Origin of the sequence: Methanoculleus sp. UBA291, from assembly GCF_002499755.1 — an archaeon.
Lineage (GTDB): Archaea > Halobacteriota > Methanomicrobia > Methanomicrobiales > Methanoculleaceae > Methanoculleus > Methanoculleus palmolei.
The window spans coordinates 65,149-79,546 of sequence record NZ_DANC01000043.1 but is presented as its reverse complement, the minus strand read 5'-3'; the positions used below and the strand labels follow the sequence as shown (position 1 = coordinate 79,546).

The 14,398-nt window shown below is 61.4% G+C and carries 13 protein-coding genes; 7 read left to right on the top strand and 6 right to left on the bottom strand.

The window, feature by feature from the left end; translation table 11 throughout:
• Position 1 precedes the first annotated feature (1 nt).
• Together BP737_RS10815 and BP737_RS10810 are read right to left on the bottom strand one after the other, a co-directional pair.
• Positions 2-682, bottom strand: coding sequence for an endonuclease III domain-containing protein (locus BP737_RS10815; protein WP_292407853.1), 681 nt, complete (start codon positions 680-682; stop codon positions 2-4).
• Complete coding sequence (locus BP737_RS10810) at positions 679-2,316, bottom strand: NAD+ synthase (RefSeq protein ID WP_292407857.1); 1,638 nt, start codon at positions 2,314-2,316, stop codon at positions 679-681. Before BP737_RS10810 ends, BP737_RS10815 begins: the two co-directional genes overlap by 4 nt.
• A gap of 104 nt (positions 2,317-2,420) precedes the next feature.
• Here BP737_RS10810 and BP737_RS10805 point away from each other — a divergent pair, with 104 nt between their 5' ends.
• Complete coding sequence (locus tag BP737_RS10805; protein WP_292407860.1) at positions 2,421-2,699, top strand: hypothetical protein; 279 nt, start codon at positions 2,421-2,423, stop codon at positions 2,697-2,699.
• Between the two features lie 323 nt (positions 2,700-3,022).
• The gene (locus BP737_RS10800) at positions 3,023-3,520 is read left to right on the top strand and encodes a metallophosphoesterase (protein ID WP_292407862.1); all 498 of its coding nucleotides are present in this window, start codon (positions 3,023-3,025) and stop codon (positions 3,518-3,520) included.
• Positions 3,521-3,548: 28 nt separating this feature from the next.
• On the opposite strand, the gene BP737_RS10795 is transcribed toward BP737_RS10800, so the two are convergent.
• Positions 3,549-4,835 (bottom strand): hypothetical protein, encoded by a 1,287-nt coding sequence (locus BP737_RS10795; protein ID WP_292407865.1) that lies wholly within the window; start codon positions 4,833-4,835, stop codon positions 3,549-3,551.
• 349 nt (positions 4,836-5,184) lie between these two features.
• Here BP737_RS10795 and BP737_RS10790 point away from each other — a divergent pair, with 349 nt between their 5' ends.
• Together BP737_RS10790 and BP737_RS10785 are read left to right on the top strand one after the other, a co-directional pair.
• On the top strand, positions 5,185-5,661 hold the full coding sequence (locus BP737_RS10790; RefSeq protein WP_292407868.1) for a pyridoxamine 5'-phosphate oxidase family protein: 477 nt from the start codon (positions 5,185-5,187) through the stop codon (positions 5,659-5,661).
• Positions 5,662-5,863: 202 nt separating this feature from the next.
• A complete protein-coding gene (locus BP737_RS10785) occupies positions 5,864-6,754 on the top strand; it encodes a polynucleotide 5'-hydroxyl-kinase (RefSeq protein ID WP_292407871.1) in 891 nt (296 codons plus the stop codon).
• A 7-nt stretch (positions 6,755-6,761) separates the two neighbouring features.
• Here the strand turns inward: BP737_RS10785 and BP737_RS10780 are convergent, their stop codons facing one another.
• The gene (locus BP737_RS10780) at positions 6,762-8,015 is read right to left on the bottom strand and encodes an SLC13 family permease (RefSeq protein WP_292407874.1); all 1,254 of its coding nucleotides are present in this window, start codon (positions 8,013-8,015) and stop codon (positions 6,762-6,764) included.
• 77 nt (positions 8,016-8,092) lie between these two features.
• Positions 8,093-9,100: a phosphate uptake regulator PhoU gene (locus BP737_RS10775; RefSeq protein WP_292407879.1), complete on the bottom strand. Its 1,008-nt coding sequence runs from the start codon at positions 9,098-9,100 to the stop codon at positions 8,093-8,095.
• Between the two features lie 260 nt (positions 9,101-9,360).
• Here BP737_RS10775 and pstA point away from each other — a divergent pair, with 260 nt between their 5' ends.
• Genes pstA through phoU form a run of 3 tightly spaced genes read left to right on the top strand, consistent with a single transcriptional unit; the run spans position 9,361 to position 12,737 of the window.
• The gene (pstA, locus tag BP737_RS10770; RefSeq protein WP_394339227.1) at positions 9,361-11,310 is read left to right on the top strand and encodes a phosphate ABC transporter permease PstA; all 1,950 of its coding nucleotides are present in this window, start codon (positions 9,361-9,363) and stop codon (positions 11,308-11,310) included.
• Between the two features lie 6 nt (positions 11,311-11,316).
• Positions 11,317-12,081, top strand: coding sequence for a phosphate ABC transporter ATP-binding protein PstB (gene pstB / locus BP737_RS10765; protein ID WP_292407884.1), 765 nt, complete (start codon positions 11,317-11,319; stop codon positions 12,079-12,081).
• Between the two features lie 5 nt (positions 12,082-12,086).
• Positions 12,087-12,737 (top strand): phosphate signaling complex protein PhoU, encoded by a 651-nt coding sequence (phoU, locus tag BP737_RS10760; RefSeq protein WP_292407887.1) that lies wholly within the window; start codon positions 12,087-12,089, stop codon positions 12,735-12,737.
• Positions 12,738-13,078: 341 nt separating this feature from the next.
• Here phoU and BP737_RS10755 read toward each other — a convergent pair whose 3' ends face one another.
• Entirely contained in the window at positions 13,079-14,041 is a 963-nt protein-coding gene (locus BP737_RS10755; protein ID WP_292407889.1) for a sulfurtransferase, read from the bottom strand.
• Positions 14,042-14,398: the final 357 nt, after the last annotated feature.

Genomic DNA, 14,398 nt, shown 5'->3' with positions numbered 1-14,398 from the left:
CTCACGTCCGGGCGCCGGCGCACCGGAGCGATCCGTGAACCGCCCGGATGGGACAGCGGTCGCAGAGGGGCGATTTTTTGCAGATGGTCTTACCGAGGTGCACGATCTGGGCATGGTAGTCGTTGAAGAGGTCTGCGTCCGCTTCGAGGTTCTCCGAGAAGAGGCGTTGCATCCGGTCGTACGACGCCCCTTCGGGGAGGAGGCCGTAGCGTGAGAATATTTTCCGGGTGTAGGCGTCGACGACAAAGACCGGTTTTTTGCAGGCATACAGCAGGATGGTATCCACCGTCTCCTTCCCGAGACCCCGGATCGCGAGCAGACGCTCGCGCAGGGCACCGGTCTCCACGGCCGCCATCACCGCCGGATCGGCCCGGAACTCCGCAACGTAGACCCTGGCAAACTCCCGGACCCGCTCCGCCTTCTGGTTATAATACCGTGATGGGACGATCAGGCGGGCGATATCTTCGGTGTCGGCCGCGGCGAGACGGTGTGGGTCGAGCAACCCGGCCCCCGCGAGGCCGCGGACGGCCTGCGCCGCGTTCGTCCAGGAGACGTTCTGGGTGAGGATCGCCCCGATCATCGTCTCAAAGGGCGTCTCTGCAGGCCACCAGTGCTGGTGACCGAACGCCGCGAGGAGGGCGCCGTAGGTATCGAGCAGGTCTTCGGCAAGGGATGCCGTCATCGACGGGCATCCTCCTGCCACCAGGGTTTTGCGGCGATCGGCATCCGCCAGTCGGTGCTGAAGGCCCGTGGGGTCACCCTGAGCCCGGGGGCAGCCTGCCGGCGCTTGAACTCAGCCTGCCCGATCATCCGGAAGACCTCGCGGACGCTCTCCGCGGGGAACCCGGCGGCGACGATCTCGTCTAGAGACTCAAAGCAGTCAACGTGGCGGTGCAGGATAGCGTCGAGGATGTCGTAGGGGGGGAGGACCTCCTGGTCGATCTGGCCTGGCCGGAGCTCCGCGGAGGGAGGCTTTTCAAGCACCCGCACGGGGATGACGGGGCGCTTCGCGTTCAGCCATCGGGCTATCCGGTAGACCGCCCCCTTAGGTACGTCGGCGATTACAGAGAGTCCTCCCGCCATATCCCCGTAGAGGGTGGCGTAGCCGACCGCCGCCTCCGACTTGTTTCCGGTCGAAAGCAGCATGGAGCAAAATTTGTTTGCGAGGGCCATCAGGACCGTCGCCCGGATCCTGGCCTGCAGGTTCTCTTCGGTGATGTCCCGGGGCCTGCCGGCGAAGACCCCCGCGAGGGCCCCGTCGAACGCCTCCATCATCGGCGCGATCGGGATGCACTCCACCCGGATACCAAGGTTCTCCGCAACCTCCCGCGCATCTTCGATGCTTTCGGAGGAGGTGTAGGGAGAGGGAAGGAGCACCCCGACGACGTTTTCCGGCCCGAGCGCCCGGGCAGCGATTGCTGCCACGAGCGATGAGTCGATCCCTCCGGAGAGGCCGAGGAAAGCCGATGTAAAGCCGCACTTATGAACATAGTCGCGGGTGCCGAGCACCAGCGCCCGCCAGATCTCGGACTCGGGTGCCGGGTCTTCGGGGGTGACCGTCTGCGGGACGGGGCGGGCGAGATCGACAGTCACGGTATCCTCGGCAAACGCTGCGCCGCGGGCGATGAGAGTCCCGTCGGCACTGAAGACGGAACTCCTGCCGTCAAAGATCAGGTCGTCGTTCCCGCCGACGAGGTTCGCTCTGGCGATTGCAACCCGGTGGTCCTTTGCGCTGCGGGAGAGCGCCTCTTCGCGCCGGCCCTGCATGCCCGCGGTAAACGGCGATGCGGCGAGGTTTACGATCACCTCCGCGCCGGCGCGGACCAGTTCCCCCGCCGTGGAGCAGGACCGGCCGCACCCGAACTCCTCGCCGATAGCGACTCCGACCTTCCTCCCGCCGAGGCAAAAGACCCCGGGAGACCCGGGTGCCGGCTCAAAATAACGGTCTTCGTCGAAGAGGCCCGGGGAGAGACAGGATTTTCGGAACGGCTCCTCTACCGCCCCGTCCCGGATGAGGGCGGCGGCATTGAAGAGCGGCCTGCCTCTGCCGGAGGTATTCGGCTCGGCAAAACCAACGAGCACCGGCGGTGAGCCGGCAAGATCGACGGCCAGGTCTTCGAGGACGGTGCGGCCTCGCTTGATGAATCCCCGATCGAGGAGCAGGTCGCGGCACGGGCATCCGGGCAGGGATAGTTCCGGAGTCACGATCAGGTCCGGCCGCAAGCGGGATATCTCCGCAACCCCTGTCGCCATCCGGTCGGCGTTTCCGGAAAGGTCGCCGACGACTGTATCCACCTGGAGGAGTGCGATCTTCATGGTTTCTCCCGGTTCGTCCTGATTAATAATACTGAAAATGACGGGATATGCTTTTGCATACCGTCGTTCTCCCGGGACCCCGGTCCGGTTCCGGGGGCGAAGGTATGTCCGGAGGACGACCGACCGTCCGGTCACGGTTCGCCCCGGGTGAGATGAAAGGGGCGAACATCCAGTCAATATACGCTACCCTGTCCGGCTCAATCGTCGTAAAGAACACGGACTTCTGCGTCGTCGTCGATATCGCCTGCGTACGGGAGATCGACGACGACTGCACCGTCCTCAAGGATATCGCCTATCTCGAGGTATATCCCTGCAGGAAACTCTCGCTCTTCTGTTCTGCCATCGGAACGCTTGACATACGCCCACATACTGTATCTCCATGAGTCCATTTCTTCAGGGCTCCCGGGTAGCACCGGACCCGGACAGGAACCTCAAACCCGGTGCACTTGCGAGAGCATACTCCTACTCCAGTATCAGATAATAGTCAAATAAAGAGTTTCCTGTATCAAATACCATAAAATCACTGCATATTCCAGATTTCAGGACTGTCGTGCGCAAAAGCGCAGGACAGACGGTCGGCGGAGAACGGCACCTCTCCCGAATCTCCAGGAGAGCAGTCGGATCCTGTGTTTGTCGCGGCCCCCCAACCGCCGCCGGGTTGACTGCACCGTCATCTATATCATGACAGCGGCGAGGAAGTGCATACATGCGCATCGGGCTCCTCTCCGACACACACGACAATCTCCAGATGGTGGATGCGGCCGTCGAGCACCTGAACCAGGAGCGGATAGACCTGGCGCTCCATGCCGGGGACTATGTGTCGCCGTTTGTCGTCCCGCGGCTGGCGAGGCTGAGATCGCCCATGATCGGAGTTCTCGGGAACAACGACGGCGATCATCACCTTCTTTCGGCACGGTTCGCAGAGCATGAACACCTCAGCCTGCGGGGGGCCTTTGCTGCCGTCACCGCGGGCGGCATGACGATCGGGCTGCTCCACGGTGATGACCGGGAACTTCTGCAGGCGCTCATCGGGCGAAAAGCCTTCGACGTCATTGTCCATGGCCATACCCACCAGGCGGAAGTCCGGACGCCTGGCGGGACCGTGGTCGTGAATCCCGGGGAGGCCTGCGGTTACCTGACCGGCCGACCGACCGTCGCCGTGCTGGATACGGTGACCCGGGACGTGGAACTGCTCTCCCTCTGAGGGGAAAGATGAAAAAGTGTGGTGCGGGTTATGGCGCAGCCGGTCCGTCGGGCTCTTTGCCGAGTTCTCTCCCGATATCCCAGGCCGGAGTGCCGGCATACCCGAGATCCACTCTGAGGATCGCCTCTGAAGTGTCGAGAGCGGCGGGCACATCAAAGTAGAGATAGCCTTTCAGCGACTCATATCGCTCCAGCGTCTTTCTGTCAAAAGACTCGCCAAGCGAAGTGAACGACGGGACCTCCAGGGGCTCGTACGCGGTCCCCTGGCACTCAAGGACGAACGCCTCTCGTCCGGGCGTCTCGATGGCATAGAGGTCGGAGTCACCCCTGTGCCCGAGATTTGTCGACTTGACGACGACAAGGAGGAACTTACGTCCGTCTCCCGCCTCAACTTCCGCCGTTGATTCATTGTTCGGGACCTCCTCGTATGCCGTTGCGGTCCGGGTCGACTCAACGAGCAGCGAGACCATGTTCTCCCCGGATGGGTCGTCGTAGGTGAACCGTTCCATGAGAGGCAGTCTTACCGGAGTCGGTGCGACAACGACCGGGTCGGTTTTGTCCGGAACGGCAGGCGCCTCCCGGGTCAGGACGCCGGCGCCGGTGCTCGCAGGCTGCATCTCGACAGCCTGCTGGCTGACTGTTTCAAGGCCTTTTGATGCCGTGTCAAGGTCGTTGAGCGCCGTCGGAACCGGGTCCTCGTCGGCATCCATGGGGTCAAGAAGGCTCTCGCTTGCCGTGGAGTATGCCGAAAGCGACCTGACGAACTCGTCCTTGATGGGCTGCTGCTCCAGAGGTACCTGGAGCGGCTGCACCTCGCCGAGCAGCCTGGTGGAGAGCGCATGCAGGTCGTCCGCCGCGCTGGAGGCAGCGTCTGTGTCCCCTCGGTAGAGAGCGTGGGCATGCTCCATCGAGAGCCTCATCAGGCGGATGCTGTTCGCGTTGATCAATTTGATTAACCGCTCGTCGCCGGGACTGCCGGTTCCCCCGGGGTGTGCAACAGCCGGGCTGTCGTTCTCCGACCCGGCAGACGTCAGGGACTCTGTTTCGGTTCCGGAAACCTCGATTCCGGTTGAGGCGGCATCAGAGAGTTCCTCTTCATCTGAGGCGTTTTCCCCGTTTTGGGGTGGTGAAACTCCGGAGGGTTCCGTTGCGTTCTCCGCCGCCGGAAGGCTGGCAGGTGAGAACGATAAGAATTCCCCCGACTCCAGCGCCGTGAACCCCTGGCCTGAGTCGGCACCGGCTGGTACGGCGATGAGGAAAGCCGCACAGACGGCAATCCCAAAGAAAACCAGAACGTTCGCAGGGTGCTTGCTCATGGAGATTTTTCTTTAACTCATTTAATATAAATATTATTATATTTAATATTGCAAAAAAAGGCTCTCCGGCACAACCGTTTCCGAAAGAGACGGAACTCCGCTTCCGGAGGCTCGCACCAGGAACAACCGGCCGCACTTCTGCCCGAATCATCCCGTTGGGCCAGGTTTCGGGCGAAGAGGAGGAAAAACTCTTTCCGAGAGAGGTGCTGCTCCCGGTCCGAGCGATAAACTCACGGTCTTTCGATAAAATCTTAATTCCTGACTTCTTCCGTTTTCCGGGGGGAAGGTACGCCAGCCCGGGGAAACCTATATGTACTCTTACGGGTCACCGGGAATAAGAGGACGACCTATGGAGATCGTGAAGATTCCAAATATGAATAAAGCGGAGTACGACGAGCTCATCGAAGAGGGATACATCAGTCGTATCGCATTTCAGGGGAGCAAATATCCGTACATCGCCCCGTTCATGTACGTCTTTGACGGAAAATTTCTCTACTTTCTGGCGACCCGATACGGCAGGAAGAACGACCTCTTCCGGCAGCACCCCTACGTCTCCGTCGAGATTGAAAAGTATTCAAGCGACCTCTCCTGCTACACCTTCGTGACCATGCAGGGGTATCTCGTGCAACTTGAGGACGCGATTGAGAAGAAGATCATCAGGGAAAAGTTTGTGAACATGATCAAGGCGCACAACCTCTCCCCGAACATCCTTGCCGCGCTCGGCCACAAGCCCGAAGAGCCGATTGAGGTGATTGCCTCCGAAGAACGCTCGAATATCTGGAAACTCACCGGCGTAACCGATATCGTCGCCTTAAAAAACCTCTGATCCGATTCCTTCCGGACAGTACCGGGAATAGACGAAGCCCCCCCGGTGGGGCGGTTCCCTTCTCCACCCGGCGGATGATGCCGCGCCGTAAGAACCTCCCCGTGCCCCCCCGGCAACGCCTCCGGGATGAGGCCGGGAACGTTCCGCCGGGCTCTATAGCCATGAGTCCCAACGGTTTTTCGCAAAGAGGCGTATCCGGGTCATGATCCGTATCGAAGAAGAGTGGATCGATCTCGTCGCGGCGCTTGCGCGGGCGGACTCACCGGAGCGGGTATACGTCGTCGGGGCGACGGACAGCGGAAAGACGACGCTCTGCCGTTACCTCGTCGACGAGACCGCAGCGCACATGAGGACGGCATACGTCGACTGCGATATGGGGCAGTCCCGGATCGGCCCGCCGACGACCGAGGGAATGATCCTCCACTCCGGCACGCCGGCGCCGCCCGACCGGCCCTACCTCCGATTCGTCGGTTCAACGTCTCCGGGAGGCCACTTCATCCAGACGCTGACGGGAGCAAAGCGCCTTGTCGAGAAGGCCGCCGAACTCTCGGCCGGCGTCACCGTCATCGACTCGCCCGGGCTCATCTCCGGCGGGGTAGGCGCCGAATTTCAGTTCCAGATGGTTGACCTGCTCCGGCCCACCCGGATTGTCGCTCTCCAGCACGGGCGGGAACTGGAACGATTGCTTGCGAACTTCGCCCGGAACGGTGCAATGACGGTCCACCGGTTCCCCGTCTCCCCTGCGGCTGTGGCCCGGACGGCCGCCGGGCGGCGTCGTTACCGTGAGGAGCGTTTCAGAGCCTATTTTGCCGATGCCCGGTCTCAGGACGTCCTGCTCCGGGGGCTCGGGCTCCAGGGCCGGGTGCCCGATGTGAGGAACCCCCGCACTGTCGAAGGACGGCTGGTCTCCTTCAACGACCCCGACAACTTCGTTATTGCCCTCGGCATCGTCGAAGACCTCTCCCCCGGAGGAGACCGATTTGAGGTCTTTGCTCCACCTTTCGACCCGGCCGCCGTCGCATCGGTCCGGTTCGGATCAATCTTCCTGAACCTTGATGCGAATCCCGGTTCGATGGCGTCCTCTTGGCGCTGAAGCCTCCTCATGCCGGGAAGAACGAGAGGAAGAGTACGTACACCGCTGTCTGGGCGATGGTGAGCGGGATGCCGATCCGGGCAAATTCTCCAAACGTCAGCGTTTCGCCGTCCCTCTCCGCACCCTGGATGACGATGACGTTGCTTGCAGCCCCGAGGACCAGCATGTTCCCGGCGATGGTGCTGCCGGCCGCAAGCGCCATCATGCCCACCGTGGAGGTCCCGAGGTGCGCGAGAACGGGGAGAGAAAGGGCGACGAAAGGGACGTTCGAGACGAACTGGGAGACGATAACGCTTGTTGCGGCGATGACCGGGACGGCAGTGAGATCGAGCGAACTCTCCTCAATGAGCGGCTGGAAGAACCCGGACTGCCAAACGCTCGCCATAAGGACAAAGAGACCGGCGAAAAAAGCCAGTGTCGGCCAGTCGATCCTGCGGACGATCCCGAGCCGTCGCCGGCTCCCGACGAGGACGGGTATGGCCGCAACGACCGCGATCCAGGTCGGCCGGATCTCGAACCCCGGGACGAGGAGGGCCGCGGCGATCATGACCCCGATCAGGAGAACGAGCAGGATGAGCGAGAGGCGGGAGAGGGCCGCGAGGGTCGGGTCGCGGATCTCCTCTTTGCGGTGGACCAGCGGGGCGGTAGCGTTGAACTCCTCCGGAAACGCTCTGGCAAGGAAGACGTAGGCGAGCAGGAGCGAGATCGCCGTCGGAACGCCCAGGTAGAGCGGGAACGTGATGAACGGGTCCGGAACACTGCCCGAGAGTGCGATGAGCAGGTTCTGCGGGTTCCCGATGGGGCTTGCGACACTTCCTGTCGTGACGGCGAATGCAAGTGCGAGCAGCAGGGGTTTTGGAGAGATGCCGTGCCGCCGGGCGAGATAGAGCATCAGCGGGGTGCCGACGACCGCGAGCGTATCGTTCATCAAGAGCGCCGAGAGCGTGCCGCCGCCGATGAGGATGAAAAAGATCAGGCGCCGGACCGATGCCGCCCGGGAGACGAGGTGAAAGGAGAGGTGGTAGAGGTAACCGCTCTCCGTGAGCGCCTCCCCGATAACGAACATAAAGAAGAGGAAGAGCATCACGTCGAGGTTGATGGACGCGAGCGCATCCTCCGGGGTGATCGCTCCCGTCACCAGAACGGCGGCGGCACCCAGAAGCATCACCTGCCAGATGCGGAAGTTGACGTTCCCGATCCTGCGGACCGCGATCAGGAGAAAGACAATGATGAGAACGACGAGCGGAATGAGGGAGCCCATGGTATCGCCGGCGGGAGGGGTGCGGTTATCGAGAGTTCACACGCTACCAAAAAAGATGCCCGGGGACATTCGGCCTCTCAGGCCTCCTCTCCCACGGTATAGTTGATGACGCTCTCAGAGATATCGCCCGAATATTCCCCGATCCTCCGGATACTGTCTGTAATCTGCCCCATGGGGATCGCCGTCACCGCATCGAGCAGGAGCACCCGGGTATTGATCTCGCGGGTCAGCTTCTCGAGGTCGTGCACCCTCTGAAGGGTTGCGTTTGCCTTCCTGGTGTCTCCCGTATGAAACGCCTCCATACTCCAGGAGAAGATGTCCAGGGCAAGCGAGCTCGCCTTTTCTATGAGGTCGAGCGTCGCCGCCTCGACATCGCGGTCGATCAGGTTGAGAGCGTTATACGCCACCCGGGTCGCGTGGTCGGCTATCCGCTCAATGATCCTGCTGACCTGATAGTAATACGCCGCCTGGTTTATCGGGATGCCCATCCGGCGGGAGAGTGCAGCATCGATCACGATGAGGTTGTCCTGCCGCGTAATAAGCCAGTGCAGTCGGTCCACCTCCGTATCCCGCTCGATGACGCTCCGGGCAAGCGCCGCGTCCTGTCCCCGTATGGCGGTCATGGCGTCCTGCTGCATGCCCCGTGCCAGCAGATGCATCCGTTTTATAGTATTTTCGAACGGCATCTCTGCGGGGTTGAGGAGATCCTTGATCGTTATCGAGGAGTCCGTCTCGCTGACCACTTCCTGCCCGATCGCCATCTGCGTGAACTCCCGGACCAACTGCAGGACAAACGGGGGCAGCCTTCCTTTCGACTCGAGGCGGATGGCCGTGAACCCGGCGACGTATGCCCCTACAAGAAGGCGAAGCAGGTAGATGCGATCTGTGGTGGGGCCGACCTCAAAGACCCGGGTCCGGTAGGTCGGCTCCCCGTTGATCTTCGGGATGACCAGGAGCGACCCGTCGGGCTGCGCAACCAGCCCCACAGGATCGTTCTTCTGGATGTTCGCAGCCTTGATCCACTGTTTCGGCAGGGATACGATGTACGACGAACCCCCGGTGATCTGAACCTTTCTGATCTCCATGAATTGATAAGCGTTGGCGCCACGATGATATATGTATTCTGTTTTTTATATACGTCGCCCTTTTTTATTTGAGGTATATATACCTCCATGGTCTCCTTCGGGAACGCCTATCCATCCGGCATACGGACGTAATGAGCATGGTCCGGGTGATGGAGGGGCGGCCGACGGTGTCGCACTCAGAGAACTGTCACACCGGAGAAGAGGGGACCGGGTCCGGTATTGCGGATGGGAAAGACACCCACACGATCCCTTCGGACACCATGCCGCCCGACGGAAATCTCGGGTCCGCCGGGTCCGGCACTGCTCGTAACCGTTTCCGGCGGCAGCTCCGCGAGGGGACCGCGCGGGTACTCCTGTTCTGTTCTGCAGTTTTCGCCGTCGTTGCCGTCTTCTTCATCATCTTCTTCCTGGCCCGGAACGGCTATCCGATCTTTGAGCAGGCCGGAGTCTGGAACTTTCTGACCGGCGGGGTCTGGAACCCGACGGGAGCGCCTCCGCAGTATGGTATTTTTCCGCTGATCGCCGGCACGCTCCTTGTTACGCTTGGTGCGATGGCGCTTGCCATCCCGCTCGGAATTGCGGTTGCCGTCGTCCTCGCCGAACTTGCGCCGCCCCGGGTTCGTGCTGTCATGAAGCCCGCCATTGAACTCCTGGCGGGGATACCTTCAGTGGTCTACGGGTTCTTCGGTCTCATCGTCCTGACCAACTGGATTCGCATTACCTTCGATGTCCCATCCGGCGAGTCCTGGTTTGCCGCCTCCGTCCTGCTCGGCATCATGGCTCTTCCGACGATTGTCAGCGTCTCGGAGGATGCAATCAGCGCCGTGCCCCGGTCATACCGGGAGGGGTCCCTTGCACTCGGGGCAACGCGCTGGCAGACGATCACCGGGGTCGTTATCCCCGGGGCGCTCTCCGGCATCACCGCTGCAATCATCCTCGGGATGGGACGGGCCATCGGTGAGACGATGGCGGTGATCATGGTCGCCGGCAACGCAGGCATCGTTCCCGAACCGCTCTGGAACGTCCTCTCTCCGGTTCGGACGCTCACCGGGACGCTGGGCATCGAGATGGGGGAGGTTGCCGTCGGCAGCGCCCATTACCACGCGCTCTTCGGGGTCGCGGTCGTCCTTCTCGCGATCACTCTCCTGGTTAATCTCCTCGCGCGGGGCATCCTTGCGCGGATGAGCGAGCGGCACACCGCGACTGCATCGCGCGGGGTCCGGTGGAGGGGGAACGGTACGACAACGTCCTATGCTTACGTGGGTCTTGGCATCGGCGCATTCGGGGTCCTTACGGCAGCCACCGATATCCTGGTTGCCGCCGTCGTCGCGGTCGCTCTGCTCGGGGCGATGTACGCCCGGAACCGGATATCCCCGAAAATCAGCGAAAAGATCGCGTTCGGGTTCCTGTATGCTGCCGCCGGCGTCGTGCTCTTCATCCTCGGCGTCATTCTCTTCGACGTCGTCTACAACGGCATGCCGGCGCTCTCCTGGGAGTTCCTGACCGCCCCGCCGAGCAACCTCGGTCGGGCGGGCGGTGTCGGCCCGGCAATCCTTGGGACCCTCTACCTGGTCGGGGGCGCCATCCTCTTTGCCCTCCCTCTCGGCATCGGTGCCGCCGTCTACCTGAACGAGTACACCCGGAAAGGGCGGATCAGCGAGATCATCAGAACGGGCGTCGACCTTCTGAACGGCACACCGTCCATCGTCTTCGGCCTCTTCGGGTTCGCGTTCCTGGTGCTCTACCTGGACCTCGGGGTATCGCTGCTCGCCGGCCAGATCACGCTGGCGCTGATGATCCTCCCCACCATCATCCGGACGACCGAAGAAGCGTTAAAGAGTATCCCCGGCGGTGTCAGGGAGGGGAGCCTCGCCCTCGGGGCGACGCCCTGGCAGACCATCCGGCGGGTCGTGCTCCCCCCGGCGGTGCCGGGAATCCTGACCGGCACGATCCTCAGCATAGGGCGGGCCGCCGGAGAGACCGCACCGATCCTCTTCACCGCGGTCGTGTTCTCCCGGCGGCTCCTCCCCACGTCGGTGCTGGAACCGGTAATGGCGCTCCCCTATCACCTCTTCATCCTGGCAACCAGCGTCCCCGGGGCACGGGATAACCAGTACGGGACGGCGCTGGTGCTCCTCGTACTGGTGGTGGCCATTTACCTTATTGCAATCGTCATCCGAAACCACTACCAGAAATCAGTTCGCTGGTGATCTTCGATGCAGAGAGACGACAGTATCCTTACAACGGAACACCTGAATTTCTATTACGGCGACAACCAGGCCCTTTACGACATATCGATCTCGATCCCGAAAAACCGGGTCACCGCGCTGATCGGGCCGTCCGGATGCGGGAAATCGACCCTCCTGCGCTGTTTCGACCGGTTAAGCGACCTTGTCGAGAACGTCAGGATCGAGGGCCGGATCCTCTTTGGGACCAGGAATATCCGCGACCCCGATTGCGATGTCGTGGACCTCCGGAAACGGATCGGGATGGTTTTCCAGAAGCCGAACCCTTTCCCCTCGTCCATCTACGACAACATCGCATACGGGCCCCGTGTCCATGGGGTCCGCAACAGGGATACCCTGGATGGTATCGTGCAGGAGAGCCTGAAGAAGGCTGCTCTCTGGGATGAGGTGGCCGACCGGCTCAACAACTCCGCGATGGGGCTCTCGGGCGGACAGCAGCAACGGCTCTGCATCGCAAGAACGCTTGCGGTCGAGCCCGAGATCATCCTCATGGACGAGCCCTGCTCCTCGCTCGATCCTATCGCCACCTCAAAAATTGAGAGCCTCATCAATACCCTCAAGGAACACTACACGGTCGTCATCGTGACCCACAACATGCAGCAGGCGGCCCGGGTCAGCGACTTTGTGGGGTTCATGTACCTTGGGCGGCTGGTGGAGTTCGGGCCGACCACCCGGATCTTTGAGAACCCGCAGGAAGAGTTGACCAACAACTACGTAACGGGACGTTTCGGGTAGATCTCATGGGAGAAAAATTTCACGAAGAACTCAACGGCTTAAAGGACTTTGTCCTTGAACAGGGGGCGTTTGCCCACGGCATGCTCTCGGACTCGATGATCGCCCTGCAGAACCAGAACCCCGGGCTTGCCGCGCGCGTATACGAACAGAGGAGGGAACTCGCCGACCGGAGTCAGGCCATCGAAGAGACGGCGCTCCGCCTCATCGCGCTCTACCAGCCCGTGGCACGCGATCTCCGTTCTATCGTCTGCGCGCTCCGGATGAACTACGCGCTCTATCGGATCGGCCGGTACGGGAAGGATATCGCACAACTCGTGGACGGGCTCTCGACAAGCCCCCATGTGGGGGACCTGATGAGCCTGCCGCACATGGGCGACCTGGTCTCTGCCATGATCGCCGATGCCCTCGATGCCTACCGGACCGAGACTGTCGGGCCCGTCGTTGACATGTCGCGCCGGGACGATGTCGTGGACAAACTTCGGTACACCATCTTCCGGGAGGGCCTCACGCATATGATGGAGGACCCGCAGACGATCACCCGGTGTATCGACTACGTGATGATCGCACGTTACCTGGAGCGTTGTGCCGATCACGCCTGTGATATCGCCGAACAGGTCTGTTATATGGTCACGGGCGAGCGGGTGGAAGTGAAGTGATGCGACGGCTCCGCCGTCTTCTTTTTCGTGAGTGCTTGTGTGTCCCAAAACCCGCGTCCCGCCCGGTGACAGCGCCGTCTTACGGTCTCGGCCGGTGAAGTGAAGCATATCGGGCGCGCAGGAGTGAGTGGGGCGTCGAAGGTAAGGGGCTCTCCTGAGAACAGCGGAAATAATGCGGTTAGAGAGAAGAGGACACGCGAAAAGACGACGTCAAGGGGGGAAGTGTCTTGTGCGGATCCAGATCTCTCTATGGTTACTTGGCCCGGTTTATTATTTAAATATTTCTCAATAGAAGGGATTAAAAAGAGGACGGTTTTGCCCGGTTGCCCGGCGTTAACGAATCAACGTGCAGGAGCCGCCCTGGTTCTCGCTGCTCGTGGTTCCGGCCCCTCTACAACCGGGTTTTCCGGATGTGCAGTCCATTCGGTGAACGATCCCTCGTAAAGCCGGACGCTTGGGTAGAGGTAAAACCACTTCAAGAGGACGAACTCGTTCGTGGCCTCCCGACCGGTCCCGCATGAGCAGATGATGTTTCTGCTCCGGTCGATGCCGTGTTCCTCCAGGATTATATCGAGTTCGTCGTTGGATTTGAGCAGTGTCGGGTTTGTGTCGTCCATCAGGCCTCTCCAGGGCAGGCTGAGCGCGCCGGGGATATGGCCTGCCTTTCGCCAGGGTCCCTGCCCTTCATAGAACTTTGTCGGCCGTGCATCGAGCACGATCACGTCGTCATCGTCCTTGACCTGCAGGAACTCCTCGTATCCGATGGCGTAGTCGTCGCGAGGCTCGACGATGAAATCGGACGGTTCGACGGAGGGATACTCCTGCGAGAGTTCCCGATTTTCACTCTTCCACGTATCGATCCCGCCGTCAAGAATATAAACCATGTTGTGCCCGTACTTTGCCAGGGAATAGGCCATCATCGTCTGCGCAAGCCCCTCGCCCCTGCCGGAGAACACGCCTTTCCCGGTATAGACGACGACCGGTGAGTCGGTCGACAGCCCCGCTCGCCGGAACGCCTCCTGTATGCAGGCGTTCGGGCTGTATGTCGTCGGGAAGCCATGGTTGGATACCCGCAGGAACCCCTCGGTCAGGTAGACGGCACCGGGGATATGCTCCTTGATGTAGTCGTGCACGTCCGGCTGAACGTCGACGATTGTCAGGTTGCTGTCGTACAGGTGGTCGGCCAGCCAGTCCGTGTTCACCAGTTTGACCTTCCCCTCGCCGCGGGGATAAGGAACGTTCTGCCGGTCGCTTGAGGCCTGGAGACGTTCTATGCCGCCGGGGGTAAACATCTTCTCTTCCATTTCCATCACCTGATTCGCTGGTATTCCCACTGGAGGCCAGTGAGTCCGGTCTCTTTCCGGCTTTGAGATCACATATACCTTGTGCAGGATGTGGTATGGCAACTCCTGGCGCTCCTGAAAGGGAGGTCTCAAGCGCGGGGGTATCAACCACAGCAGTCGGGGAACCGGGAAGGTACATCCGGCGTTCGCTACGCGCCCGGCAGTCGGGGCGATATGCGACTGGCCGCAGGGCAGGAGCTTGAGAAAACGCAAAGCGTTTTCGAACTGCGGCTGGCCGCAGGGTCAGAGCAGGGGCGCCGGAGGTACGCAAGCCTCGTAATGCCTTCAGACTGCGACCATCCGGAGCAGGCAGGCGGT